This is a genomic window from Streptomyces sp. NPDC024632 (assembly GCF_055559175.1).
This window is the reverse complement of the sequence record NZ_JBVHLD010000004.1, coordinates 28,037-53,059: the sequence shown is the minus strand read 5'-3', so window position 1 is coordinate 53,059 and position 25,023 is coordinate 28,037. Positions and strand designations below refer to the sequence as shown.

Here is a 25,023-nt window from a genome sequence, read left to right as displayed (position 1 = left end):
AGGGAAGCTAAGACTACGCCGGGTTGTGTTAGGCCTGGTTGGTCCGGCTTTTGCGTTGGCCTTTCTTTTTGCGCCGCCGTCCGTCCCCGGGGGGCGGGCCCCCCCGCCGGGTGGGGTGGAGGAGATGTCGGTCGGCGGCGAAGGAGGGTGCCGACGGGTTCGCGTCCTTCGCCGCGCGGTACCGCGGGCGGCGGGGGGTCAGCCGGCGATCTGCCGGCGGTTGTCGCCCGCGCCGACGGAGATCTTGCGGGGCTTGGCCCGCTCGGCGATCGGGATGCGCAGCGTCAGCACCCCGGCCTCGTAGTCGGCCTGGATCTGCTCGGTGTCCAGGGAGTCGGCCAGCACGATCTGGCGGGAGAAGACCCCCAGCGGCCGCTCGGACAGATCCATCTGCACGCCCTCGTCGTGCGGGGCGGGCCTGCGCTCGGCCTTCACCGTCAGCATGTTGCGCTCGACGTCGATGTCGATCGCGTCCGGCGAGACCCCGGGGATGTCGAAGGACACCACGTACTGCTCGCCGTCGCGGTAGGCGTCCATCGGCATCGCGGCGGGCCTCGACCAGGTGCCGGGGCGCAGGAGCTGCTCGGTGAGTCGGTCCAGTTCACGGAAAGGGTCGGTACGCATCAGCATCGCGGAACACCTCCAGGAAGTCGGGCGCTTGGCGCCGGTGTCGTTCACCTGCCCTCTGTTGTAGCATGTCATCCATCCGATGACAAACATTGATGTCACCCTGAGGGTGACACCCCTGGGTGACAGCCCGGAGGAGGCGCCATGACAGCCGACCAGCCCGCCCCGACACCGTCGCCAGCGCCCGCCGCGGCCACCTTCCCCGCCGCCGCGGCGGCACTGGAAACCATCGACGCGGCCGTCCGCGACGCCCGCGGCCCGGCACCCGACCAGCCGTCGGTCCCTGCGGCCGACCCCCGGCACGTACTCGCCTCGCTCCTGCTCCTGCGCGAGATCCGCGAACAACTCGCCGGCTGGGAAACCGGCCTGATCGAGACCGCGCGGGCGGCCGGTGCCAGCTGGGCCGACCTCGCCGCGCCCCTCGGCGTCTCCAGCCGCCAGGCCGCCGAGCGCCGCTACCTGCGCCTGCGCCCCGGCCCGGCCGGCTCCACCGGCGAGGAAAGGGTCAACGCCACCCGCAACCGCCGCGCCGCCGACAGAACCGTCGATGCCTGGGCCCGCACCAACGCCGCCGACCTGCGCAGACTCGCCGGCCAGATCACTCAGCTCACCGACCTGCCGACCGCCGCCGACACCGCCCTCGGCCACCTCGACACCGCCCTGGCCGCCGACGACGCCGCCGCGCTCATCACCCCGCTCACCGCCACTCACGCCCACCTCCAAGCGGGCCACCCCGACCTCGCCGACCGCGTCCACACCGTCACCGAACACACCCACCAGCTCCGCAACCCCGCGGGGCGACCGCCGCACACCCCGTAGTCACACCTCCGGTCAGGTGGTCCCGCCCGCCGCGTTCCGGCCCGGCCGGCCGCCGGACGTGCTCCGATCGGGCAGCGCGCGGACCCGGCGGCGTTCGAGGTTTTGAATTCGCTGGCTGGGCAGCCGCATAACGGGGGCCGGTCTCTTCTGAGGTGCCCAGTCATGCCGTAGGCCGAGGAATCCGTCGAGCTTCAGCCGGCCGTTCCCCGGCACGGCACGCGCTGATCCGCTGGGCGCTCCGTACGCCCGGCGCACGGCGCTCTGCCTGCCCCTCGTACACGTACGAACCCCGCGTCCCCGGGCGTCGGGCCGGTACGCGCACCGCGTACACCGCGCGTCGTTCGGCGCAGCGCCCCTATGGAGGTCCCGCAATGTCTGTTCCCGTCGCATCCGATCCGCTCGCCGAACTCTCCGCGGCCGGAGTCTCGGTCTGGCTGGACGACCTGTCCCGCGAGCTGCTCGCCGGTGGTGAGCTGAAGCGGCTGATCGCGGACCGGCACGTGGTGGGGGTCACGACGAACCCCACGATCTTCGCCTCCGCGCTGTCCAAGGGGGACCGCTACAGCGAGCAACTGCGGCGCCTGGGCGCCGAGGGCGCGAGCGTGGACGAGGCCGTCTTCGCCCTGACCACCGATGACGTCCGGACCGGCTGCGACCTCTTCGCCCCGGTGCACGAGCGCACCGGTGGTACCGACGGGCGGGTCTCGATCGAGGTGGATCCCCGGCTGGCGCGGGACACCGACGCCACGATCGAGCAGGCACGCAAGCTGTGGGAGGCCGTGGACCGGCCGAATCTCCTGGTGAAGATCCCGGCCACCCGCGAGGGTCTCGCCGCGATCACCGCCGCCGTCGCCCGGGGCATCAGCGTCAACGTCACGCTGATCTTCTCCCTCGACCGCTACCGCGCGGTGATGGACGCCTACCAGAGCGGCCTCGAACAGGCCCGTGAGGCGGGTCTCGATCTGGCGGCCATCGACTCGGTCGCCTCGTTCTTCGTCTCGCGCGTGGACACCGAGGTGGACGCCCGGCTCGACGCGCTCGGCACCCCCGAGGCGCGCGACCTCAGGGGCGCCGCCGCCGTCGCCAACGCCCGGCTGGCGTACCGGGCCTACGAAGAGATGACCGCCGCGCCGCGCTGGCAGGCGCTCGCCGCCGCCGGAGCCCGCCCGCAGCGCCCCCTGTGGGCGTCCACCGGGGTCAAGAACCCGGATTACCCCGACACGATGTACGTCGGCGAACTCGTCATCGCGGGCACCGTCAACACCATGCCCGGCACGACCCTTGAAGCGTTCGCCGACCACGGCGCCCTTCCGGCCCACCCGCCGACCGGCGAGGAGTACACCGCGGCGACCGCCCACTTCGAGGCGCTGGCGCGGGTCGGCGTGGACTTCGCGGATGTCACCGACACCCTGGAGCGCGAAGGGCTGACCAAGTTCGAGGACAGCTGGACCGAACTGGGCGCCTCCGTGGACAACGAGATGCGCGGCGCCACCGCCGCCGCCGCGTCCGCCTCCGGCGGAGCCGGTCTGCTGGCGATCTATCTCAACGACCACCTGTCCGGCGCGACCGGCGGGCTGGAGCTCTTCCGCCGGGCGGCGCAGACCCAGAAGGACCGCGACGGCGGCCCGGAACTGGCGGAGCTGGCCCGCCAGATCGAACAGGACCGTGACTCGCTGATCCAGATCATGACCGATCTGGACGTGTCCCCCGACCGCTCGAAGGTCGCCATCGGATGGGTGGCGGAGAAGGTCGGCCGCCTCAAGCCCAACGGACACCTCTTCACGCGATCCCCGCTCAGCGACCTGCTGGAGCTGGAATCCATGTGCCTGGGTGTTGCGGGCAAGGCGGCCTGCTGGCGCACCCTGCGCACTCTGGCCGAGACCGAGACCCGGCTGTACCCCGAGCACCTGGACACCTTGCTGGAGCGCGCCGAGCACCAGAGCGCCGTACTCGAGGAGTTGCGTCTGGCCGCGGCCGCCCGCGCCCTCCCGTAGTCCCCGGCCGTCATCGCCGAGAACGCCGAACCCCGCACCTGCCGTGAGGCGGATGCGGGGTTCGGCGTTCTACGTCCCGACGTCCGGGACGGCGGGCGCGGGTACGGGCCGGGAAGGCCGCCCGTCACCGCGTCTGACGGTGAGGGGCGCCTTGCTCGGGGTCGTCGTCGATGGTCTGCCACGTCCGGCCGCGCTGGGCGTCGGCCGAGGCGGCGGGATCCGGCTGCCCGTTCGGCGCGGCGGGATCGGGACGTACGGCCGGGGCGGCGGTCCGGCGGGAGCGCATACGGCGGCTGCCGTACCAGAAGCCGCCCAGGAGGACCGCGGCCACCACGATCGCGGCCAGGAGGATGAGCAGGCTGCCGGAAACCCCGGAGCTTGCCAGGTAGTGGGTGGATGTCATGAGGGTTGTCTCCTGCTCTGGGGCTGTCCGGCGGTGACGAGCGGTCAGCCCTTGGCCTTGCCGGCCGCGCCCTTCTCGGTGGCGGCGCCGTCGGTGACGAGGGTGCCGCCGGTGGTCTCCAGGTGCGCCCGGACGAACCACTGGAACTGCTCCAGGTCGCGGAGCTGTCCGATCAGCAGGTCCTCGGTGGCCGGGTCGATCTCGCCGGCCACCTCGATCGCCTTGCGGACGTCCTCGACGACGCCGTTGTAGACCAGGTTGAGGGCGCCGAGGTGGGCGATGGCGTCCTGGCGGCCGATGCTGTAGTCGTTCCAGGTCCGCTCACTGACCAGGGCGCCCGGGGTGCCCAGGGCGACACCACCGAGCGCGGCGATGCGCTCGGCGACGTCATCGGCCATCGCGCGGACCTGCTCGACCTGCGGGTCGAGCATCTCGTGGACGGCGATGAAGTGCGGCCCGACGACGTTCCAGTGCACGTGCTTCAGCGTCAGATGGAGGTCGTTGAGGGCGTGCAGCCGCATCTGGAGAATCCCGATGAGCTCGCCGCCCTGCTTGGTGGTCAGGCCGGGGACGGTGTACTTCGGAAGCTTGCGCGTGGGCATGGCTGTCTCGCTTTCGTCGGTCGAGAAGGTCGTGAATTTCGGCTCGGGCACGTGTCAGGCACGAGCCGGGCTTGGTGAGCGGTCCCCGCGCGGTCGGCGGGGGCGGGTCGCCCCAGGGCTTGACGGGCTCAGGGCGCCGGGACGAGGGCTGCGTCGACCTCGCGGAGGAAGTCGTCCAAGTCGTCGGGCGTGCGCGAGGTGATCAGCGTCCAGCCGTCGGCGGTGTCGCTCACCACGGGCTTGTCCACCCACGCGCCGCCGGCGTTGCGGATGTCGGTGCGCAGGGACGCGTAGGAGGTGAGCGTCTTTCCGCGGACGAGATCGGCCTCGACCGCGAGCCACGGGCCGTGGCAGATCGCCGCGACGGGGCGCTTGGCCGACGCGAAGGCCCGTACGGCCCGCACGGCCGTTTCGTCCTGCCGGAGGCTGTCGGCGTTCAGCGTGCCGCCGGGTACGAGCAGCAGGTCGTACGCCGTGACGTCCGCCTTTTCCAGGGTCAGCGTCGGCTGCACGGTTTTGCCGGGGTCCTTGTCGCCGACGAGCGTCCGGATCGGCTCGTCGGACACGGCCGCGACGTCGACTCTTGCGCCCGCCGCCCGCAGGTGTTCCACGGGGACGACGAGTTCGTCCTGCTCGACGCCGTAGTTCGTCACGATCGCCAGAACGCTCCGGTCCTTGAGATTGCTGACCGCCATGGCGGTTCCTTCCTTACGCGCTTCTTGTGCTGGTGGCCCCCCGGGCTCGATGTGCGGCTACCCCTTCACCAGCTTTAATGCCTCGAAATGCTCACCGATTTGCCCGAATGGCGCGATATTGCGGCGATCCGGGTGGTCGGACGTCCTCCGGGACTCCCCTCGCGGGCACGCGGCCGAGGGCGGAGGGAGAACGACGCCCGGTGCGCGGGACGCGGCGGCCCCTCCCCCGGACGGCCGCGCTGGACCTCACGGCTCACGGCTCACGGCGCGAGGCCGGCGTCGCGGGCCAGGAGTGCGGCCTGCACGCGGTTGGTCACGCGCAAGGTGGTCAGGATGCGGCTGACGTGGGATTTGACGGTGCTCTCCCGCATGCCGAGCGCGTTCGCGATGTCGGCGTTGGTGTCCCCCTCGGCGAGCAGGGCCAGCACGTCCTTCTCCCGCGGGGTCAGAGGGTCGATCCGCGTCCGGGCCTGGGCGGCCCGAGGCCGGTTGGTGCGGTGGTAGCAGTCGATGAGACGGCGAGCGGCGGCGGGATGGAGCAAGGCGGAGCCGGCGGCGACGAGGTGGACGGCGCGCAGGATCTCGGCGGGGTCGGTGTCCTTGAGCAGGAAGCCGTCGGCACCCGCGGCCAGCGCGTTGTAGACGTACTCGTCGAGGTCGAAGGTGGTCAGCGAGATGACCTTGGGCGGGTGGGGCAAGGCGCGCAACCGCTTGGTGGCGACGATGCCGTCCATGCGGGGCATCCGGATGTCGACCAGGGCGATGTCGATGCGGTGGGCGGTGGCCTGCTCGATGGCGTGGAGCCCGTCAGCGGCCTGGGCGACGACCTCGATGGCCTCGTCGCCGTCGAGGAGGTCGGTCAGTCCGAGGCGGACGAGTGCGTCGTCGTCGACGACCATGACGCGGATCATGCACGGGGACCGTTCGGCGCGGCGGCGCGGTGCGGTATCCGGGCGGCCAGCCGCCAGGACCCGCTGCCGCCGGGCCCGGCATTCAGGTGTCCGCCGAGTGCTTCGACCCTCTCGCGCAGCCCGACAAGGCCGAACCCCGAGGGCGCCGTCGCCTCGCCGCGCCCGCCGGGAGTGTTGGTGACCTCGACGACGGTGGCGGGCGGCCCGTAGTCGATACGGACGCGGACGGGGGCGTCGGCAGCGTGTTTGCGGGCGTTGGTCAGGGCTTCCTGGACCAGGCGGAAGACCGCCAGCCTGTGGGCCGACGGGGCCTGTTCCGGCCTGCCCTCGATGACGGTGTCGATGTGCTGCTCGGCCGTCCGCGCCTGCCCGATCATCTCCTCGACATCACGCAGGACCGGCGCCGGCCGTTCGGCACCGTGGGGGACGTCGGTGGTGCGCAAGGCGCCCAGCACGTCACGCAGGTCGGTCAGGGCATGGGTGGAGGCGGTGCGCAACAGGGTGAGGCGGTGGACGAGTGCGGCGGGCAGGACGTCCTTCCTGGCAGCGAGCACGCCGGTGTGCAGGGCGATCAGGCTGAGCTGGTGGGCGAGTACGTCGTGCATCTCGGCGGCGATGGCGGAACGCTCGGCCATGCGTACGGCCTGCTCGCGCAGTTCCCGCTCGGTCCGCAGATGCTCCACCTGTGTGTTCAGCGCCTTCACCAGGCGTCGCCGACTGCCCATCCACAGCCCTCCCACCACCGCCAGCACCGTGGAGCCGTACTGCTGCGGGCGCCACAGGGAAACCGCCGGGTGGAGCACGGCGCTCACCGAGAGCGCCACAGCCGAACAGGTCACAGCCGCCACGACGTGCCGGTGCGCGGCGAGGTCGAACAGGGCGAGCAGGAGCAGCGGCAGCAGCGGCCATCCCCACACCCCCGCCGCCGCTGTGGTCACCACCGGAGCGAGCCACCAGGGCGCCCGGCGCAGCAGCGCCAGCCCGCACACCACGGCCGCCGCACCGCCGGCAGGCGCGTACCGGCCTTCAGCGCTCAACGCCTCGTTCCGGAAAGCCGCGAGAGCCAGCAACGCCACCAAGCCGTAGCGGCCGTAGACCGCCCATCCCTGCCCCTGTTCCCCGTTCACCCGCAGAGCGTGGCACGCGCCCGGACGCCTGTCGTCCGACGTTCGGCTACGCCGACCTCCACCTTTGGTAGGGGAGGACGGCCGCACAAGGGAGGATATGCGCGGCTGAAGGCGTCTCTAGCGTCTCGGACATGGACGACTGGACCACCTCACACCACCGTGCCCCCGCGCGGCGCAAAGCGGAGAGCTGGATGTTCCTGCTCGAAGCGGCCCGCGATCTGCGCACCACCGGCGCCATCGCTCCCAGCAGCAAGGCTCTGGCCCGTCTGCTCACTGATCCCGCGGGCGAATACGGAGCGCGGCCCCTGAACGTCCTGGAGGCGGGCGCGGGCACCGGCTCCGTCACCCGCACGCTCCTCCCCCGCCTCTCCCCGGGCAGCAGCCTGGACATCGTCGAGGCCAACTCCCGCTTCGCCTCCCAACTGCGACGCCTCGTCAGCTCCCATCCGCTTCCGGCGGACGGGAGCGAACGGATTCGCGTCCATCACGCCTTCGTCGAACAGCTCGACACCGACCGGCGCTACGACGTGATCGTCTCAGGCCTGCCGTTCACCAACTTCACCCCGGCGCACGTCACGACGATCATGGACCGGTACATCGAACTGCTCCGGCCCGGCGGCACGCTCACGTACTTCGCCTACCGCGGCACCCGCTACGCCCGCGCCCTGACCGCCACCCGCCGCGAAGCCCGCCGCCACCGCGCCGTCGAAGAGGTCCTCGCGGGATACCAGGACCAGTACGCCACCGGCTGCCGGACCGTGTGGGGCAACCTGCCCCCGGCGAAGGTCTGGCGGCTGCGCCGACCGGCCGACGTATCCGCCCCGGCGGCGGCGTCGCCCGTCGCCGCCGTGACGTCTCGGCCAACTCCCTGACCGGAGAGCCCAGTTGACGCGTCGCCGGACCGTCGCGTCATATCCCGCGACCGCCAACGCCCGTTCCGCCCGCGGAAGCGACCGGAGCCGGCCCCGCAAGGGGCCCTCGAACGTACAGGGGTCTCCCGCCGGTTGATCGAGGCACCCGAGGATGAGCGCGAGGCCCGCCTCGAACGCCTCCTCGTGAGTGACGACGGGGACAACGTCCGGCGCCCCCGCGTCCGCCTGCTCCTCCAGCACGACCTGCCGACCGCGCTGGCGAACTACGACCGCGTCCTGCGGCCCTTCGTGGACTCGAGGGCTCCACGGCCCGCTCCGCCCCGCCCCCGCCCTCGCCCTCGCCCTCCACCGTGACCGTAGGAATCGCCAACTCGCCTCGCTCCCGCGCTAGTTCGGAAATCCAGAACTCTGCCCGAGCCCCGTCTTCGCAGGGGCGCGAGGAACTGCGCGGACCCAATCGTGGGTAGGGAACGAAAGTTCGACAGCCCCTCTCGTCCCCACCGTCACGGAGGAAACATGCGCAGGAGAACGCTGATACGCGCCCTCGCCGTAGGCACGCTCGCCCCGGCAGGTCTGGGTCTGGGCGCACGAAGCGCGTCCGCCGCGGCCGATTCGTACGGAATCGACGTCGCGACCACCCAAGGCGGCATCGACCTCGCGCTCGCCCGCAACCAGGGCCAACAGTTCGCCATCGCCAAGACCGGCGGCAGCCAGCTCAGCGAGGGACCGTACGTCAGCCCGTACTACACGGCCCAAGTGGACAGCGCGCGAGCTGCCGGACTGCGGGTCGGCCACTACTGGCTGTCCGGCGACTTCCAGGCGCCGACGGACGCGGCGAACTACTTCGTCGACCACCTGCACGACTACCGGCAGGGCGACGTACTGGCCCTGGACGACGAAGTGCTGGACGACTCCACCGGGTTGTGGAACGACGGCCAGGTCGCCGCCTGGTTCCGGCAGGTGCAGGCCAGGGTCGGTACGTGCGTGCCCTGGTTCTACATCGGCGCCGCGAATCTGCGCGGCGGCAGTTGGGGCCAGACGATCGCCACCGGGGCCAAGCTGTGGGTGGCCGCGTACGGCTCCAACAACGGTACGCGGCAAGGCGAACCGGAGCTGGGCGGCGCGTACCCGGACTGGGCGGTCCACCAGTACACCTCCGTGGGCTCCATCGGCGGCATCCGGAACGTGGACCACAATCTCGCTCGCGGCTCGGCGTTCGATCTGGTCGCTCCGGGCAGCGGGGGCGGAGGAGGGGGCGGCGGAGGCGGAGGTCTGCCGAAGACCACGACGGAGCAGGACGGCATCCCGGGACCGGTGTTCTGGAGCCGCGCGCAGAAGTGGCTGTCCCTCACCTCGGGTTACACCGGCCCGGTCGACGGCGTGCCCGGCGTCAACACCTACGCGGCCCTCCAGCGGTACCTGAAGGCGCACTTCGGCTACGCCGGTCCCGTCGACGGGGTGCCCGGCGTCAACACGTACGCCGCCTGGCAGCGGCTCGCCGCGCAGTGGGGCTACACCGGCCCGATCGACGGCGTGATGGGCCCCAACTCCTGGCGCGGCGTGGCCCGTTTCCTCAACCAGAACGCCTGGGACTGACCCCTCGCGCGGGGGGGGGGGCTCCCCCGGACCCCTCAAGACCCGACGTACCGGCCAGCGCCACTGGGGCGGCCGGTATGTCGGGCGGGGAACGGTGATCTCCGACCGCGCGTCAGCGAAGAACGCCAGAGCCGGTCGCGGAACCCGCCCTCCGAGTCCCGCCCGTGCCGGTCTGCGCATGACCCGGATCGGTGACGCATCAGGCGGGGACGAAGAGAGCCTCGTGGGCCCCGTCGAGGATGAACCCGTTGTCGAAGCGGACCCGCACGCTCACGAGAGGCGGCTGTTCCTGGAAGGCGGTCCACGCGGGTTCCAGAGAGCCGACCTTCTCTTCGAGCTGCCTCCTGCTCTCCGTCGGCATCTCGCCTCCGAAGGCGTCGAGCAGCGACTTGAGCCGCTCGTACTCGCGCACCTCGTCGCTCTCGTCCCGGTGGGCGACCACCTGCTCGACGGCCCCGCCTGTGCCCGCGGCCAAAGACAGGAACCCGATCACGACCCCCGACACCTCCGCCGAATCGGTCAGTCTGGTGTCCGCTGCCAGCACCACCCGCTGGCCCGCCTTCAGAGTCATCCGCTCCCCATCTCCGCCGCTCCGGCTACGTCGCTTCCATCCGCCCGGTCGCTCACGACACGGGCCCCTTCGTGGAACCTACGGGCACCGTAATACGGCATCCGCACAACGCCGTCCCCGGCGAGGCAACGCCGCTGCCAGTGGGCCGAGTCCTCCAGGCGCTGATGTCGCGGGAGTGGCCGGATCCGGGTCACCGCGGAGACGAAGGAGGCTCCGCGAGCGGGCTGCTGCGTTGCGGCGGGCTCATGGGCGTGACGGGGTCGGGGGTGAGGCTGCCGTGGGTGGGGCGGCCTTCCAGGACGGTCAGGGTGACTCTGTGTGCGAAGTCCCGACCGTGGAAAGGGGAGTTGGCCGACCGGCTCAGCCAGGTGGCGGGCTCGGCCCGCCATGCCTGCGGCCGGACGACACAGAAGGTCGCCGGTTCGCCGACCGCGACCGGGCGGCCCGCGAGGTGGGCGATCCGGCCGATCGCGGCCGGGGCCGTGGACATCACACGCGCCACCGCGGTCCAGTCCACCGCCCCGGTGGCCGGGTCCGCGAACACCTCGGCCACCACCGGCAGCGCCGTCTCCAACGAGGTCAGGCCGAAGGCGGCGCTGAGCCAGGAACAGGTCTTCGTTCGAGCCGGGTGCGGAGCGTGGTCGGTGGCGACGACGTCGATCGTGCCGTCGCGCAGCGCCGCGCGCACCGCGGCCACGTCGGTGGCCGACCGCAGCGGCGGGTTGACCTTCAACGCCGGTCCCCGCTCGGCGGCTTGGGTGTCGGTGAGCATCAGGTGATGGGGCGTCACCTCGGCGGTCACTGACAGGCCCTCGCGTTTGGCGGCCCGTACCAGCGCGACGGAACCCGCCGTGGAGACATGACAGATGTGCAGCCGTCCACCGGTGGCGGCGGCGAGCGCCAGGTCCCGGCCGATCACCGTCTCCTCCCCCGCGCCCGGCCAGCCGGGCACGCCGAGACCGGCGGCGACCGGCGCGTTGACGACTCCGTCGCGGACGATGGCGGCGCTCTGCGCGTGCTGGGCGAACGCGGTGCCGTACCGGGCCATCGCCGTCAGCAGTTCCAGGACCAGATTGTCGTCGTTCACGCACTTGCCGTCGTCGGAGAAGACCGTCACCCCGGCCGCCGCCAACGCCGCCACGTCCACGATCGCCTCTCCGGCCAGCCCGGCCGTCGCCGCCGCCACCGGGTGGACGCGTACGCCGAGCCCCCGGGCCCGCCGCCGTACCTCCCGTACTCGCGCGACGGTGTCCGTCACCGGTGAGGTGTTCGCCATCGCGAAGACGTCGGTGAACCCTCCGGCCGCCGCCGCGGCGGCCCCGGACGCCAGCGTCTCCGCCTCCTCTCCGCCCGGCTCCCGCAGATGCGTGTGCAGATCGACCAGCCCGGGCAGCACCGTCCCGCCTGTCGGCTCCCCGGCCACCGCGTCCACGGACCGGATCACCCCGTCCTCGACAGTCAGGTCGAAGACCCCCGTCCGCCCGGCGACGCCGACCCGCTCCACCCGCCATGTCCCGTGCCCCGGCGTCGTGTTCACGAGGTGCCGTCGAGCCGGTGGAGGGCGGCGAGGAGAGTACGGACGCCCGAGGCGATCTGGGACGTAGGGGTGAACTCGGCGGGGACGTGGCTGAGTCCGTCGTCGCTGGGGACGAAGAGCAGGCCGGTCGGGATGACATGGGCGATCTGCTGCGCGTCGTGGCTGGCGCCGCTGGGCAGGACGCGGTACGGGAGGCCCAGGGAGGCGCAGGCATGGCGGATGTGGTCGGCGACCCAGCCCGGCAGGATGACCGGTGAGGTATCGGCGATGACCTCCGTGGTGAGCGCGACCCCGTGGTCTCGGGCCAGCGCGGCGAACTCGGCGGCCAGGGTACGGGCGGTGTCGCGCTGGCGGACGGAGTCCACGTCGCGTACGTCGACGAAGAACTCGACCGACCCCGGGACCGTGGTGATCGAGCCGGGCTCGACGCGGAGCCGGCCGACGGTGACCCGTACGCCGTGGTGCCGGGGGTCGCGGGCGAGCCGGTCGCCCAGCACCACGCACTCGGCGGCGGCCACCAGGGCGTCGCGCCGCAGGTGCATGGGGGTGCCGCCGGAGTGGGTGGCGCGGCCCTCGGCCCGCACCCGCAGCCGGGTGCTGCCGGAGATCACGTCGACCACGCCGAGGTCGACCCCCTGCGACCGCAGCACCTCGCCCTGCTCGATGTGGAGTTCGACGAAGGCGAACCACTCCTCGGGCCGCCAGCGCGACGCGTCCACCAGGTCCGGCCGCAGCCCGACTGCGGCCATCGCGTCGGCCATCGTCACCCCGTCGCGGTCGGTGAGCCCCGCGAGATCCGCCGCGCCGGTCAGCCCGGCGGCCATCCGGCTGCCGTTGCACGCCTGCCCGAACCGCGCGCCCTCCTCGGCCGCGAACGCCACGAACCGCCACGGTCGACGGTGCGCGGCCTCCTGCCGGACCACGATCTCGGCGACCTCCATGGCCGCGACGACGCCCACGATGCCGTCGAAGCCGCCGCCCTGCGGCACGGTGTCCAGATGCGAGCCGGTGCCCAGCGCGCGTGCGTCGCCGGAGCCCGTGTTCGGCCCGGCGGGCGGCAGTTCCGCCACGGTGTTGCCCGCGTGGTCGGTGGTGACCGTCAGCCCGAGGGCCGTCATGTGGGCGGCGAACACCGCGTGCGCCTGGCGTTCCAGCGGGCTGTACGCCAGGCGCGTGCAGCCGGGCCCCGGTTCGGTGAGCGCGGCGAAGCCCGCCAGATGAGCGTCGATCCGCCCGAGGTCGACCCCGTCGAGCAGGTCGGCGGTCGCCGGCTGGGCCGTCCCGGTGCTCACGCTTCGTCCCTGTCGTGGCCGGTGCGGCCGTTGTCACGGTCGGCTCCGCCGTTCCCGGGGCTGACCACGTCCACGCCGTCGGGGGCCGCCCCGAGGAGCGGGGCGAGCGAGCAGACGGCGACGACCCGGCCGCCGTGACCGGTCACCGCCCTTACCAGCGGCGCGAGTTCGGCTCCGGGGCCGCCGCTGTCGACGCCGCCCCGGGCGACCACGACCGTGCGTTCGCCGGGCAGCACGTCCTCCACGATCAGCCGTCCGAGGTCCTCGACCACGACCCGGCGCGGCAGCCCGAGGGTGTGGGCGACCACGTGGGCGAGCAGTACGTCGGCGGTCGCGTTCCAGCTCACGACGGCCTCGGGGTGGTAGCGGGCGGCCAGTTCGGCCAGCGCCGCGCCCGCCCGTTCCACGGTGGCGGGGTCGTCGGCGAGCAGAGCGGCACCGGCGCCCGTCGTCGAATCCGCGGGCTCCGCGGGGGACTTGGCGGCCGGAGTCGGCGGGGCGGGGGGATGCGGAAGGGGGCTGGTGGGCATGGCGCTCTCCTGTCGGGTCGTACGGTTCTCCTGCCGGGCGGTGGGTTTCGGGGCGGGGCCGGCGGGTCCGGCGAGGGCTGCGGGGCCCGCGGGGGTGACCCCTTCGAGCGGGCCGAGAGACCCGACGGGTGCGTAACCGGTCGCCGTCCGCCGTACGAGGGCGGTGTGGAGGCCGAGGCCGGCGGGCGGTTCCCCGGACGGCGCGACCACCACGGCCGCGCTGTGCGGCAGGGCTCCGGCCTCGCGCAGCAGCGGCAGCGCTCCGGCGGCCGAGGCGGCGTCGACGGCGATCACGACGACCGTCTCGCCCGGGTGGATCACGCCGAATGGCGGGGCGCCCGCGACGAGGGCCGCGAACGGCAGTCCCGTCTCCAGCGACACTGCCGCGCCCAGAGCCTGGGCGCCGGGCCCCGCCGCCACCAACCGGTCGGCGGTGGCGGGGACTTCGGCGGCCAGGGCGGCGGCGAGCCGGCGCAGCAGCGCGGGCCGGTCCAGCCAGCCCGAGCCACTCCCCCGGTCGCCGACAGCGTCACCGGCGGCGGCGTCACCTGCGGCGTACCCGGCCGCGGCCAGGTCCCCGGCCAGCTCGTCCGCCAGCACTCCCGGGGCCCGGTCGAGACCGGGAAGCACCCGGGCTCCGACCCGCGACCGGCTTTCCGCCACGCCGCGCGATGCGACCGCCTCCGCCCCGGCCGCCGCGACCACCGGCGCCGCGGAGACCGCCCCGGCTCCCGCTTCCGCCGTCATGGCCGGTCCCCTCCCGCGAAGGAGGGCCGCGGGACGAAGACGTCCGGCGACGTGCTGTCGGCCTGCATCAGTGCGACGAGCTGCTCCTGGGTCGGGTCCGGCGCGAAGGGCCGCTCGTACCCCTGCTCGCGCGACAGCGCCTGCGCCGCGTCCAGCACGATCCGTGCCTTGACCGCACGGTCGGCCGGATCGGCGACCCGCGACCAGGCCGCGCAGACGGTGACGGCCGAGCTGACCCGTCCGGACGGACCGCTGCGGACCGGCGCGGAGACCGCCCAGACGCCCTCGTCGAGTTCGTTGTCGCACACGTCGAAGCCCCGCTGGCGGACCACGGCGAGGTGGTCGATGAGCCGGTTGATCTCCCGGACGGTGCCGGAGGTGAAGGACGCGCGGGGGTAGGACGACAGCAGCGTCTCGACGAAGGCCGGGTCCTGGTAGGCGAGGATCGCGCGGGCCGAGGCGGCGGCGTGCAGCGGCACCTCCTGGCCGAGCCTGACGAACAGCCGCAGCGGGCGCTTGGTGCCCGCGATGGACACCGCCACCACCCGGCCGTCGATCAACTGGGTGAGCACCACGCTCTCCCCGCACCGGCGTTCGGCCTCCACCAGCGCAGAGGGCGGCTGGATCACGAACGGCTCGTAGTCCTCGACATGGCCGAGTTCGAGCGCGTTGGGGCCGAGCACGTACCGCTTGGTGGTGGGCGACCGGCTGACGAAGCCGGTGTGCTCCAGGGTGCTCATCACCCGGTGCATGCTGCCGACGGGGATCTCCAGTTGCTGGTGGAGCTGCTGGAGGGTGAGGCCCTGGCGGTACGCGGACAGGTGGGTGAGCACCGACAGGGCCCGCACCACCACGTGCATCGGCTTGTCTGCGCCCGACCGCTCCGGACCCGGCTTGTCCGAACCCGCCGTCTCCGCACCGGACTTGTCAGACCGTGGTCGCTGGGCGCCGGTCTTCTTCATGAGGTGTCCCCATCCCGTTGATCCCGCAGATCGCCTGGATCGCATCGTCGCGCAGGTCGCGTCCGTCCCGCTGGTCGCCGCTGGATCCCTTGGATTTCCCCGCCGTTACCGCTGAGGTGTCGGCGAGAGTTATTCCGTAACACGGAATCAACATATCGGCTCCGCACCACTGGAGTATCGGAGCCTCACCGGCCCCCTGTCAATGACACTTCCTCAGACTGCGCAGCGGGAATGCCGATTCGCAAGGTCATCGGGCACGAAACCCTTGACAGCCGGACCGGGGCCTTCCAATACTGTCGAATCCGCAGTGCGGAATATTCGTTTCCGTCTCACGGAAATAAGGGAAGGGGGGTTGATGACCGTCTCCGACATCGAGGTGGCCGTACCTCCGGCCGCCGCCAGGCCGCCGAACCGGTCCCCGTCCCGTGGCCTGCTGCCACGAGGCGCCCTGCTGCTGGTCGCCCGCAAACTGGGCGGCGCGGTGCTGGTCGTCTGGGGCGTGGTCACCTTCACGTTCGTCGTGGCCCGCGTCGTGGCGCCGGACCCGACGGGCCTGCTGGTACCGCCCGGGGCGAGCGAGGAGGTCCGGGCCCAGGTGCGGTCCTCCCTCGGCCTGGACCACAGCATCCCTCGCCAGTACCTCATCTACCTGCGCGATCTGCTGCACGGCGACCTCGGTACGTCCTTCGGCACCGGCCGCGCCGTCAGCGCCGACCTGACCAGCAGGCTCCCCGCCACGCTGGAGTTGGCCGTACCCGCCCTGATCATCGGCGTCCTGCTCGGCACCGCGCTCGGCGTGATCAGCGCGGTCCGCCGGGGCAAGGCCGCCGACCACGCGATCCGGGTGGTCACCGTGGCGGCGCTCGCGATGCCGCAGTTCTGGCTCGGCCTGGTGCTGTTGTCGCTGTTCTTCGTCCGGTTCGGCATCCTGCCGGGCCCCATCGGCCGACTGCCCGCGGGCCTGGCGCCGCCGCCCGGCGTCACCGGCAGCTACGTCATCGACGGGCTGCTGGCCGGGCAGTGGGACACCGTCCGGCAGGCCCTGCTCCAACTGGTGCTGCCCTGCGTCGTCCTGGTCTGCGGCATCTTCGCCCCCATCACCAGGGTGGCCAGGTCCGGCATGGTCGAGGCGCTGCGCAGCGAGTACGTCAGGACCGCGCACGCCTACGGTTTCAGCCGGTCCCGTATCTACCGCAGCTACGCGCTCCGCAACGCGCTGCTCCCGGTGATCACCATGATCGCCGGCGGCGTCGCCTTCGCCTTCACCGGCGCGGTGCTGGTCGAGGGGGTCTTCGGCTGGCCGGGCATCGGCCAGTACGCGCTGACCGCCGTCCAGCAGTCCGACTTCCCCGCGCTCCAGGGCTTCGTGCTCTACGCGGCCGTCGTATACGTCGCCCTGTACGCACTGGTCGATCTCGCCTACTCGCTGGCCGACCCGAGGATCCGCTCATGACCGCCCCGGCCCCCGTGCCCTCCGCCGACCTGACCGCCGCCCCCTCAGCGGGCCCGCCCGCGGGGCCCGGCGGCCCGGACCAGGACCGGCGCCCGTCCGGCCGTCGGCTGACCCGCCTGCTGCCCGGCGCCGGCGGCGCCGACTCGCTGACCGTACGCCTGGGCCTCGGCCTGATGGCCGTGCTGCTGGTGGCCGCCGCGGTCGGCAGGATCTGGACGCCGTACGACCCCGAGCAGCCCGGCGTGGGGCTGCCGTACCAGTCCCCGGGCGGGAAGCACTGGTTCGGCACCGACCAGGCGGGGTCCGACGTCTTCTCCAAGACGCTCGCCGCCACCTGGACCGACCTGTGGCTGACCCTGGTGGCGGTCGCCATCGCCTTCGTGATCGGCAGCCTGCTCGGCGCGGTCGCCGGGTACTGGGGCGGCTGGGCGGACGCGGTGATCATGCGGGTCACCGAGATCCTCCAGTCCTTCCCCGCGCTGCTGCTGGCGTTGCTGCTGGTCACCACGCTCGGCTCGGGCCTGGCCAATGTGATCGTCGTGGTCGCCTTCGTCGGACTGCCCGGCTATCTGCGGCTGCTGCGCGCGGAGGTCAAGGGCCGCAAGTCGTGGGAGTTCGCCGAGGCCGCCGTGCTGGCGGGCAACAGCGGACGGCGTGTCCTGGCCCGGCACCTGGTGCCCAACGGCCTCACCCCGCTGGTGTCCTACGCGGCGGTCAACGCCGCCTGGGTGGCGATCGTGGTCTCCAGTCTCGGCTTCGTCGGCGTCGGGATCGAACCCGGCAGCCCGGAGTGGGGCTCGATGATCGCGGGCGGCAAGGACTCCCCGGACGCGTACTGGATCTCGCTGTTCCCCGGCGTCTGCATTCTGCTGCTCGCCGCCGCCTTCTACCTGCTCGGCGACGGCCTGCTGGAACGGGAGGACGACCGATGAGCGCCACCTCCGGCGCGGCCGTACAGCCGTCCGCGCCCCTGGCCGACGGAGCCGGGAACGCGTCCGGCGCCGACCCCGGCGTCCCGCTGCTCACCGTGGCCGGCCTGTCCGGCGCCTTCCGCTCCGGGCACGGCGACCGGGCGCGCGCCGTCCAGGTGCTGCGCGATGTGAGCTTCGAGCTGCCGCGCGGGCAGATCACCGCGATCGTCGGCGAGACCGGCAGCGGGAAGTCGCTGACCGCGCTCACCGTGATGGGACTGTGCCCGCCCCGGCTGGCCGTCGAGGGCTCCATCCGCTTCGACGGGAAGGAACTGCTGGGCCTGGACGAGGCCGGTTACCGCGAACTGCGCGGCGGCCAGATCGCGATGGTCTTCCAGGACGCCCGCTCCTCGCTCAACCCGGTGCTCACCGTCGGCCGCCAGCTCACCGACGTGGCCCGGCTCCACCACGGCCTCGGCAAACGCGCGGGCCGCGCACTGGTGGCCGAGACGCTGGCACGCGTCCGGATCCCCGATCCCGTGCGGCGGATGGCGCAGTACCCGCACCAGTTCTCCGGCGGCATGGCGCAGCGGGCGATGATCGCGATGGCACTGCTGTGCCGCCCCCGGATGATGCTGCTGGACGAGCCGACCACCGGGCTGGACGTCACCACCCAGGCCGACGTGATGGAACTTGTCGTGGAGCTGGCCCGGCAGGACGGGCTCACCGTGTGCCTGGTCACCCACGACCTGGGCGTCGTCGGCGAGACCTGCGACCGGGTGGTGGTGATGCGGGGCGGCACGGTGATCGAACAGGCCGCCGCCGAGGACTTCTTCCGGGCTCCGCAGGCCGACTACTCCCAACTCCTGCTGGCCGCCAACCGCGTTGACGACGACTCCGGGAGGCCGTCATGACCTCGTCCGCCGTACCCGCTTCTTCCGCCTCCGCCGCCGACTCGGCCGCCGTCGGCGCGTCCGCCCCGGCCGGGTCCGAACCGGTCCTCCAAGTGGACGGCCTCCGGACGGAGTTCACCGTCCGCAGCCGGGGCCTGCGGCACACCCTGCGCGCCGTGGACGGCGTGGACCTGGTGCTGCGGCCGGGCGAGACGCTGGCCGTCGTCGGGGAGAGCGGCTCGGGCAAGTCCACGCTGGCCCGGTCGATCCTGCGGTTGGTCGAACCGGCCGCGGGCCGGGTGACCGTCGCCGGGCGCCCGCTGTCGTCCTTCCGCGACCGGCGCGAGGTGTACCGGGACGTGCAGATGGTCTTCCAGGACCCCCGCTCCTCCCTCGACCCCCGGCAGAAGATCCGCTCGATCCTGGACGAGCCGCTACGGCTGCACCTGCGAATGCCCGCGCCGCGGCGCGAGGCCCGAATCCGTGAGCTGCTGGCCTCAGTTGAGCTGTCCGAGGACCTCCTGGACCGGCGGCCGGCCGCGCTCTCCGGCGGCCAGCGGCAGCGGATCGGCATCGCCCGCGCGCTGGCCGTCCAGCCCAGGGCCGTCATCCTCGACGAGCCCACCGCCTCGCTCGACGCCTCCACCCGGGGCGTCGTGCTGGACCTGCTGGCCCGCCTCCAGCGCGAGACCGGCATCGCCTACCTGCTGATCTCGCACGACCTCCAGGCCGTACGCCGGATCGCGCACCGCGTGCAGGTGATGTACGTGGGCCGGGTCGTGGAGTCCGGCACCACCGAGGAGGTGCTGCGCCGTCCCGCTCACCCCTACACCCGCGCGCTGCTGGACGCCGCCCCGGTCGCCGCGTACGGCGGCCACACCCGCGCCATCCGGCTCAGCGGCGAGAACCCCGGCCCCTTCGACCTGTCCGCCGGCTGCGCGCTGGCCCCCCGCTGCCCGCTGGCGGAGGAGTCCTGCACGGCCGGAAGGCCCCCGCAACTGTCCTTCGGCGGCACGCACGACGCCGCCTGCCCCATCACCCACCGACAGGTCAGCGCCGACCTCTCGGCCGCGCGAAGAGAGAGGCAAGACTCAGATGACCAGTAGATCTCCGCAGCGCGCCCGGCTGTTGGCCGGTACGGCCGCGGTCGCGGTCGCCGCCGTGCTGACGGCCTGTTCGTCCTCGGCAGGCACCACCGGACAGAGCGCCGCCAAACCGCCCGCGGCGCTGGTCGCCGCCTGGCCGAGCGACATCTCCACCATGGACCCGGGCAACGTCAACACCGACCAGGACAAAGAGCTGGCGATGAACGTCTACCAGAACCTGGTGGGCTACAAGACCACGGCCCAGGGCGGCCACTCCGCCTCCAACGGCCTCGCCGCCGCACCCGCCCTCGCCTCCTCCTGGACCATCGCCGGGGACACCGTCACCTTCACCCTCCGCGACGGCCTGAAGTTCTACCCCAGCGGCAACCCGGTCACCGCCAAGGACGCCGTCTGGTCGCTCCAGCGGGCGCTGAAGCTCAACGGCGCCGTCGAGTTGAACAACAGCGGTGTCTTCGACGCCGCGCAGATCACCGCCCCCGACGCCACCCACGTCGCCATTCGCTACCAGGACAGCGCGGGCAAACCGATCAAGGCCAGCGAGGTCAACATCGCCACGCTGCGCACCTGTTGGTACGGCGTCATCGACTCCGCCGCCGCCCTCAAGAACGCGGGCCCGTCCGACCCGATCGCCGCCGAGTGGCTGAAGAGCCACGTGGCGGGCAGCGGCCCGTACTACGTCAAGAGCCGGCAGACCGGCCAGTCGCTGAACCTCGCGGCGGTGCCCGGCGCGGCCCTGAACGCGCCGAAGTTCTCCGCCGTGACACTGCGCGTCGTCAACGACGGCAATGTGGCGGGCCTGTTGCGCGGCGGCAGCGTCAACATCGCCCAGTACGGCCTGAGCCCCCGGGACGCGACCTCGCTGAAGTCGGCCGGCTTCAACGTCCAGCACGCCAACACCTCCAGCTACCTCTACCTCCAACTCGCCTCCGACGCGGGCCCGTTCAAGGACCCGCTGGTGCGGCGAGCCGTCGCCGAGGCACTCCCGTACGACGCGCTGGTGAAGAACGTCTACTACGGCCAGGCCGAGCGTGCCGACTCCTACGTCTCCGCCGGCGCCCCCGGCTACAGCGCCGCGTGGAAGGACTACGGCGACGCCGCGAAGGCCAAGAGCCTGATGGCGCAGGCCGGGAACCCGTCGGTCTCCACCAAGCTCCGCTACCCCAGCGAGAACACCGACTTCGCGACCGCCGCCCAGCTCATCAAGAGCGCGCTCAAGCCGATCGGCGTCGACGTCACCCTGCAACCGCAGACCTCGGCCGCGCTGATCACCTCGATCATCGGCCGCGCCACCGCCAAGACCGGCGGCAGCGCCGACGACGGCATGGTGCTCACCACGCTGTCGACGTACGTGGAGGACGCCAAGACCCCGGTGAAGCTGTGGACCGTGACCGGCGGGGTCGTGAACTTCTCCCGCACCAGCATCCCGGAGATCGACCGGCTCCAGGGCGAGTTCGCCATGGCGGCGCCGAGCCCGGCGCGTGACCAGGCGTACGAGAAGATCCAGCAACTCGCCGCGCAGGACGCCGCGTTCCTGCCGCTGGTGGTCACCGGCCGCACCCTGGTCAGCGCCTCAGGGGTCTCCGGCCTGACCTTCACCCCGGAGCCCGTCACCCTCTACTGGACGCTGGAGCCCAAGAAGTGACGGCCGGGCAGGCCGGGCCGTCGACCGGGGAGTCCGGCTCCGAGCCGTTGTGGCGCCGCTCGGCGCGGCAACTCGCCGCCTCCTACGCCGAAGGCTCGGCCACGCCCGCCGAAGTGCTGGAAGCGGTGGTCGAGCACGCCGAGCAGGTCGACCGGCGTCTGAACGTCTTCGCCCACCGCGCCTTCGACGCCGCCCGGCGGTCCGCCGCCGCCAGCGGTGAACGGTGGCGCGCGGGAACCCCGTTGAGCGCGTACGACGGCGTGCCGCTCACGGTCAAGGACAACATCCCGGTGGCCGCGATGCCCTGCGCCTGGGGCAGCCGGCTCTACGCCGACCGCACCCCGGAGCGCGACGAACTGTGCGTCGGACGGCTGCGGGCCGGCGGCTGGGTGATCCTCGGCAAGAGCAATGTCTCGGAGTTCACCCTCGGTCTCGGCAATGTCAGCACCCTGCTGCACGGCACCACCCGCAACCCGTGGAATCCCGCGCTCACCACCGGCGCGTCCACCGGTGGCGGCGCGGCGGCGGTGGCCGCGGGCGTCGGGCCGGTGGCGCTGGGCACCGACGGCGGCGGCTCGATCCGCTGGCCGGCCGGGTACTGCGGGCTGGTCGCGCTCAAGCCGACGCTGGGCCGGGTCGCCCGGCTCGACGGCCTGCCGACCGTGCTGCACGACCTGGAGGTGATCGCACCTGCCGCCCGTACGGTGGCGGACCTGTCCGCGCTGCTCGGGGCGGTGGCCGGGCCCGACGCGCGGGACCGCCGTTCGCTCGGTGTGCCGGACGGCCCCGCCTTCCGCGGCCGGTCGCTGCGGATCAGGATGGTGGGGCGGTTCGGCGACTATCCGGTCGAACCGGAGATCACCGCGTCGCTGACGGCCGCGGCCGACCGGCTCAGCGCGCTCGGCCACCGGGTGGAGTCCGGCGAAGTGCCCTTCGACTTCGGCCGGTTCGACACCCACTGGCGGACCATCGGCACCACCGGCCTGGCCTGGCTGATGCGCCGTCACCCGGACTGGCGCGCGGCGGTCGGCGACATCTACCCGCCGATGGTCGAGCACGGCCGCTCGTTGAGCGCCGCGGACTACGTGGACGCGCTCGACGCCTTCCGTGACCTGTTCGCGCAGCTCGCCGACTTCTTCACCGGCACCGACCTGCTGCTCACCCCGGTCGCCGGGGCGATGCCCTGGGCCGCCGACCAGCTCGCCCCGCCCTACCAGCGGGTGTTCACCGGCATCGCCAACGCCACCGGTGTGCCCGCTCTGAGCCTGCCGGGACCGCCGTCCCCGGCCGGCCTGCCGATCGGTTTCCAGCTCGTCGGCCCGTACGGCGCGGACCGGGCGCTGCTGGACCTCGCATCCGACTACGAGGCCGCGTACGGCTGGGCCGACCGCTGGCCGGCTGTCGCCGCCCCCCTTCCGAAAGGCGCCCGAGCATGACAGTCAGGATCGACTCCTTCGACACCGCGGGGCCCGGTGACACCGACGGGCTGGTGGCGGTGCTCAGCGCCCACGACCCGGCACGGATACGGCGGCTCGCTCTGCTGGTGAAGACCGAGGGCAGCGCCGAGACCAACGACTTCTCACGCGAACTCGCGTCCTGGCGGGCCCGGGAGGCCGTGCTCGCGCACGGCGGCGGGGACCTGCTGGAACGCTCGGTGTTCCTGCACTCCACGGGCGCCGAGGGGGCGATGACGCCGTTCGGCTATCTCGTCGTCGAGCTGGACGACGCGGACGACGCAGAGGCCGTTGCCGTGACGGACACCGCCGGTATCGCTGCCGTCACGGACGACGCGGAGTCCACCGGCGGGGAGGCGGCCCCGGCTCCTCGCGGGGCGCCCGGCCCAGCGGGCACGCTCTGCGTGGGCATAGGGCGCAGCCGCCGGATCCGCGGTTCCGAGATCGGCTCGGCCGAACACGTCGCGCTGGCCGAGCAGGCCGTCGCGGAGGCCGTCGCGGACGCGGGTCTCGACCCCGCCGACGTCGCGCTGGCCGTCGTCAAGACGCCGCTGACCGCACACGACGAGCCCATGCGGGTCACCTCCGCCGAGGCCAAGGCGGTCGGCGCCCTCGGCGCGGCGCTCGCGCTCGGCGAGGTGGAGCGGGCCGACGTCGTCCCGGCCGCCTTCGGCCGTGACCTGACCCTGCACTCGCGCCGCACCATGGTCTTCTCCAGTTCGGAGGCCGCGTGTGTCGAGGTCCTGGTGTTCGGCAACCGCCCCGGCGCGGGCGGCGACCTCCGGATCGTCTCCGGACTGCTCGCCGACGTCCTGGACGCGCCCGGCATCCGCCGCGTCCTGGCCGCGGCGGGCACGGAGTTGACCGCCGACGGGACGGTACGGGAGCCGGGACAGGTCGCGGCTCTGCTGATCAAGGCGGGCAACCGGCGGGACGGCACTCTGCGTGGCGCCCGGACCACCGTGCTGACCAGCCAGTTGGACCCGGACAAGCACGTCCGGGCGATCATGAGCGGGGTGGCGGGAGCGGTGCTCGGCACCGGGCGGATGTTCATCTCCGCCAACTCCGTCCACCAGGCACCGGACGGGGGCGGCCTTTGCGTCGCGATCGTCGGACCGCCCGTCTCCGGCGCGCCGGCCACCGACGTGCCGCCGCGCGGCGTACCGGCTTCCGTCGCGGCCTCCCCGGCGGGTGGCGCCGTATGAGCCTGCCGACCCTGCCCATGGTGGGTGACGCCGACGTACGGTCGGTGATCACCGTCGCCGACGCGCTGGAGGTGGTCGAGGCCACCTACGCCGACTTCGGCGCCGACCGGCTCTCCCTGTCCGCCCCCACCATCACCCGGCTCGGCGTGAGCGGCGGCACGCGGGGCTTCGGCCTCAAGGGCGCGCTGCTCGACCGGTACGGGGTCGCCGGGGTGCGGGTCACCCCGACCCACACCGCCGGGCGCAACAGTTGGTGCCTGGTGCTGGAGACCGAGTCCGGCCGCCCGTTGGTCGCCGTCGAGGAGACCTGGCTGCACCGGCTGCGGACGGCGGCCTCCGCCGCCGTCGCCGCGCGGCTGCTGGCCCGGCCCGACAGCAAGGTGCTGACGCTGGTCGGCGCCGGACAGATCGCCGCCTTCGTCCCGGCCGCGTTCGCCGAGGCGTTCGCGCTGGAGGAGATCCGGGTGGTGGCGCGCGCGGCCGGCTCCGCCGCCGACTTCGTCGCCCGGCAGCCCGTCGCACCGGGCGCCACCCTCACCCCGTACGACGGCCTGGACGCCGCCGCACCGGGCTCGGACATCGTCGTCGCCCTCACCTCGGCCCGCCAACCCGTCGTCCACCCGCGGCACTTCGGGCCCGGCGTCACGCTGCTCGGCCTCGGCGGCGGCGCGGAGATCGCGGCCGAGATCGTGACTGGGCCGACGCCGTACGGCACCCGGGCCCCCGCCCCCGATGCCGCCGAGGCAGCCGGGTGCGGAGGCGTCGCGGGAGCCGTGCTCGCCCCGGAGGCCACCGGGCATGGGACCGGGACGGCCGACCGCTTCTTCGTCGACGATCTCGGCTACGCCCGGGAGATCGGCTCGATCGCCTCCTGGCTCGCGGCGGGCCTGCCCCCGCGGACCCTTGACGCCCGGCTCACCGGCTCCCTCCCCGCCGTCGCCGCCGGCTCCCTCCCCGGCCGCACGCACCCCGACGAGCGGGTCCTCGGCATCGTCCAGGGCGTCGCCGCCTGCGACGTGGCCCTGGCCTGCCTGACAATGCGCCGCCTCGGCATCGGCTGAACCGCCCCCGCTG

The 25,023-nt window shown here is 73.0% G+C and carries 23 protein-coding genes; 12 read left to right on the top strand and 11 right to left on the bottom strand.

The window, feature by feature from the left end; genetic code table 11:
- Positions 1-198 precede the first annotated feature (198 nt).
- Positions 199-630, bottom strand: a complete 432-nt coding sequence (locus ACZ37P_RS09970) for an Hsp20/alpha crystallin family protein (RefSeq protein ID WP_355342611.1) — start codon at positions 628-630, stop codon at positions 199-201.
- A gap of 141 nt (positions 631-771) precedes the next feature.
- Here ACZ37P_RS09970 and ACZ37P_RS09965 point away from each other — a divergent pair, with 141 nt between their 5' ends.
- Positions 772-1,446: an HSP18 transcriptional regulator gene (locus tag ACZ37P_RS09965; RefSeq protein WP_467345919.1), complete on the top strand. Its 675-nt coding sequence runs from the start codon at positions 772-774 to the stop codon at positions 1,444-1,446.
- A 371-nt stretch (positions 1,447-1,817) separates the two neighbouring features.
- Positions 1,818-3,440, top strand: coding sequence for a transaldolase (tal, locus tag ACZ37P_RS09960; RefSeq protein ID WP_467345917.1), 1,623 nt, complete (start codon positions 1,818-1,820; stop codon positions 3,438-3,440).
- Between the two features lie 124 nt (positions 3,441-3,564).
- Here tal and ACZ37P_RS09955 read toward each other — a convergent pair whose 3' ends face one another.
- From ACZ37P_RS09955 to ACZ37P_RS09935, 5 genes are all read right to left on the bottom strand, one after another.
- A complete protein-coding gene (locus ACZ37P_RS09955) occupies positions 3,565-3,843 on the bottom strand; it encodes a DUF6479 family protein (RefSeq protein ID WP_355342620.1) in 279 nt (92 codons plus the stop codon).
- Positions 3,844-3,887: 44 nt separating this feature from the next.
- Positions 3,888-4,445 carry a DNA starvation/stationary phase protection protein Dps gene (gene dps, locus ACZ37P_RS09950; protein ID WP_355342623.1) on the bottom strand — a complete coding sequence of 186 codons (558 nt, stop codon included), beginning with the start codon at positions 4,443-4,445 and terminating at the stop codon, positions 3,888-3,890.
- Positions 4,446-4,573: 128 nt separating this feature from the next.
- Positions 4,574-5,140 (bottom strand): type 1 glutamine amidotransferase domain-containing protein, encoded by a 567-nt coding sequence (locus ACZ37P_RS09945; protein WP_391046146.1) that lies wholly within the window; start codon positions 5,138-5,140, stop codon positions 4,574-4,576.
- A gap of 260 nt (positions 5,141-5,400) precedes the next feature.
- Entirely contained in the window at positions 5,401-6,051 is a 651-nt protein-coding gene (locus ACZ37P_RS09940) for a response regulator (RefSeq protein WP_391046147.1), read from the bottom strand.
- Positions 6,048-7,178, bottom strand: coding sequence for a sensor histidine kinase (locus ACZ37P_RS09935; protein WP_467345915.1), 1,131 nt, complete (start codon positions 7,176-7,178; stop codon positions 6,048-6,050). Before ACZ37P_RS09935 ends, ACZ37P_RS09940 begins: the two co-directional genes overlap by 4 nt.
- A 131-nt stretch (positions 7,179-7,309) precedes the next feature.
- Between ACZ37P_RS09935 and ACZ37P_RS09930 the strand changes: the two genes are divergently transcribed.
- Together ACZ37P_RS09930 and ACZ37P_RS09925 are read left to right on the top strand one after the other, a co-directional pair.
- Positions 7,310-8,050 (top strand): class I SAM-dependent methyltransferase, encoded by a 741-nt coding sequence (locus tag ACZ37P_RS09930; RefSeq protein WP_467345913.1) that lies wholly within the window; start codon positions 7,310-7,312, stop codon positions 8,048-8,050.
- A gap of 516 nt (positions 8,051-8,566) precedes the next feature.
- Positions 8,567-9,646, top strand: coding sequence for a glycoside hydrolase family 25 protein (locus ACZ37P_RS09925; RefSeq protein ID WP_391162977.1), 1,080 nt, complete (start codon positions 8,567-8,569; stop codon positions 9,644-9,646).
- Positions 9,647-9,845: 199 nt separating this feature from the next.
- On the opposite strand, the gene ACZ37P_RS09920 is transcribed toward ACZ37P_RS09925, so the two are convergent.
- The 5 genes from ACZ37P_RS09920 to ACZ37P_RS09900 form a co-directional block, all read right to left on the bottom strand.
- On the bottom strand, positions 9,846-10,217 hold the full coding sequence (locus tag ACZ37P_RS09920) for a hypothetical protein (protein WP_391046153.1): 372 nt from the start codon (positions 10,215-10,217) through the stop codon (positions 9,846-9,848).
- 190 nt (positions 10,218-10,407) lie between these two features.
- On the bottom strand, positions 10,408-11,721 hold the full coding sequence (locus ACZ37P_RS09915) for a dihydroorotase (protein ID WP_467346208.1): 1,314 nt from the start codon (positions 11,719-11,721) through the stop codon (positions 10,408-10,410).
- Positions 11,722-11,750: 29 nt separating this feature from the next.
- On the bottom strand, positions 11,751-13,046 hold the full coding sequence (locus tag ACZ37P_RS09910; RefSeq protein ID WP_391046157.1) for a Zn-dependent hydrolase: 1,296 nt from the start codon (positions 13,044-13,046) through the stop codon (positions 11,751-11,753).
- Positions 13,043-14,323 (bottom strand): hypothetical protein, encoded by a 1,281-nt coding sequence (locus tag ACZ37P_RS09905; RefSeq protein ID WP_467345911.1) that lies wholly within the window; start codon positions 14,321-14,323, stop codon positions 13,043-13,045. The genes ACZ37P_RS09910 and ACZ37P_RS09905 overlap by 4 nt, the downstream gene beginning before the upstream one ends.
- The gene (locus ACZ37P_RS09900) at positions 14,320-15,285 is read right to left on the bottom strand and encodes an IclR family transcriptional regulator (protein WP_391162971.1); all 966 of its coding nucleotides are present in this window, start codon (positions 15,283-15,285) and stop codon (positions 14,320-14,322) included. Before ACZ37P_RS09900 ends, ACZ37P_RS09905 begins: the two co-directional genes overlap by 4 nt.
- 355 nt (positions 15,286-15,640) lie before the next feature.
- On the opposite strand from ACZ37P_RS09900, the gene ACZ37P_RS09895 reads away from it, so the two are divergent.
- From ACZ37P_RS09895 to ACZ37P_RS09860, 8 genes are read left to right on the top strand one after another with little or no spacing between them, the layout of a single operon-like run.
- Positions 15,641-16,738 carry an ABC transporter permease gene (locus ACZ37P_RS09895; RefSeq protein WP_355342656.1) on the top strand — a complete coding sequence of 366 codons (1,098 nt, stop codon included), beginning with the start codon at positions 15,641-15,643 and terminating at the stop codon, positions 16,736-16,738.
- Entirely contained in the window at positions 16,735-17,670 is a 936-nt protein-coding gene (locus ACZ37P_RS09890) for an ABC transporter permease (RefSeq protein WP_355342659.1), read from the top strand. Before ACZ37P_RS09895 ends, ACZ37P_RS09890 begins: the two co-directional genes overlap by 4 nt.
- Entirely contained in the window at positions 17,667-18,563 is an 897-nt protein-coding gene (locus tag ACZ37P_RS09885) for an ABC transporter ATP-binding protein (RefSeq protein ID WP_467345907.1), read from the top strand. The genes ACZ37P_RS09890 and ACZ37P_RS09885 overlap by 4 nt, the downstream gene beginning before the upstream one ends.
- Positions 18,560-19,648, top strand: a complete 1,089-nt coding sequence (locus tag ACZ37P_RS09880; protein ID WP_391046167.1) for an oligopeptide/dipeptide ABC transporter ATP-binding protein — start codon at positions 18,560-18,562, stop codon at positions 19,646-19,648. Before ACZ37P_RS09885 ends, ACZ37P_RS09880 begins: the two co-directional genes overlap by 4 nt.
- Positions 19,638-21,290 carry an ABC transporter substrate-binding protein gene (locus tag ACZ37P_RS09875; RefSeq protein WP_391046169.1) on the top strand — a complete coding sequence of 551 codons (1,653 nt, stop codon included), beginning with the start codon at positions 19,638-19,640 and terminating at the stop codon, positions 21,288-21,290. Before ACZ37P_RS09880 ends, ACZ37P_RS09875 begins: the two co-directional genes overlap by 11 nt.
- Positions 21,287-22,726, top strand: a complete 1,440-nt coding sequence (locus tag ACZ37P_RS09870; RefSeq protein WP_467345906.1) for an amidase — start codon at positions 21,287-21,289, stop codon at positions 22,724-22,726. Before ACZ37P_RS09875 ends, ACZ37P_RS09870 begins: the two co-directional genes overlap by 4 nt.
- On the top strand, positions 22,723-23,949 hold the full coding sequence (locus ACZ37P_RS09865; RefSeq protein ID WP_467345904.1) for a ring-opening amidohydrolase: 1,227 nt from the start codon (positions 22,723-22,725) through the stop codon (positions 23,947-23,949). The genes ACZ37P_RS09870 and ACZ37P_RS09865 overlap by 4 nt, the downstream gene beginning before the upstream one ends.
- Positions 23,946-25,010, top strand: coding sequence for a hypothetical protein (locus ACZ37P_RS09860; protein ID WP_467345902.1), 1,065 nt, complete (start codon positions 23,946-23,948; stop codon positions 25,008-25,010). The genes ACZ37P_RS09865 and ACZ37P_RS09860 overlap by 4 nt, the downstream gene beginning before the upstream one ends.
- Positions 25,011-25,023 lie beyond the last annotated feature (13 nt).